The 866-nt window shown below is 34.2% G+C and carries 2 pseudogenes; both read left to right on the top strand.

Features of this window, described 5'->3' with window-relative positions:
• Positions 1–220 precede the first annotated feature (220 nt).
• A pseudogene (locus IEW49_RS13310) lies at positions 221–400 on the top strand (hypothetical protein); the annotation flags it as partial.
• Positions 401–736: 336 nt separating this feature from the next.
• Positions 737–802, top strand: a pseudogene (locus IEW49_RS13305) (hypothetical protein); the annotation flags it as partial.
• Between the last annotated feature and the right edge of the window lie 64 nt (positions 803–866).

Here is an 866-nt window from a genome sequence, read left to right as displayed (position 1 = left end):
CATTATCTTACCTTTATTAGGGTCTATAGTTGCTGGCTTTTTTGGTAGAAAAGTTGGAGTTAGCGGTGCACAATTAATTACCTGTTTAAGTGTAATAATCACTACAGGTTTAGCTATATTAGCTTTTTTCGAGGTTGGTTTTAATAATATCCCTGTGACTATAAATTTATTTAGATGAATAGATAGTGAGTGATATAACATTCTTTGAGGTTTTCAATTTGATAGTTTAACAGTGGCAATGTTAATACCTGTATTAATAATAAGTTCTTTAGTTCACATATATTCAATTTCGTACATGAGCCATGATCCTCGGGGTCGCGTTAGGGGAAAACGCGTCTATGGGGATAAACTGTCAAATTCCGGGGAAGTCCTAAAGCTTAAGGTACCAAGCTGTAGTTGAAAAACTATGAGTGGCTGAAGTAATTACTCAGGTACGGTAACAAGCCTTAAGATGAGTGAAAACAAAATGGATAATCGCGGATCTAAGTCAGTAGTAATCGATAGTAATTCTACTGTAAAAGAGCAACGAGTAGACGGCAGTTGATCCATAAAGTCACATTTAATGGATTTAAGATGTACTCTAAGGGGTTTCGAAAGAAACAGAGGTATAAAACTCGGTTTCAACCTGCAACAAGGTTGAAACTCTGCTAAAATCCCATCTAAGCAATTCGATTTTAAAAAAAAATTTTCTACCTATAATTCCACTCTACGAGTAAATCCTTGAGTCTGATCTGGTTTAATAGATGGTGAGGGTTCATTTAACATAATAGTGGATAGAAATAAAAGTCGTAAATTAGGTTGACGTGCTCAATTGAAATTTCAATTAAGTCTACACACAAAAGATCTTAACTTATTATATCTATTAC

Source organism: Pseudoblastomonas marina (assembly GCF_014641655.1).
Taxonomy (GTDB): Bacteria; Pseudomonadota; Alphaproteobacteria; order Sphingomonadales; family Sphingomonadaceae; genus Alteriqipengyuania_A; species Alteriqipengyuania_A marina.
Note: the sequence above shows the minus strand (reverse complement) of the source record. Positions and strands in the feature narration are given on the sequence as shown.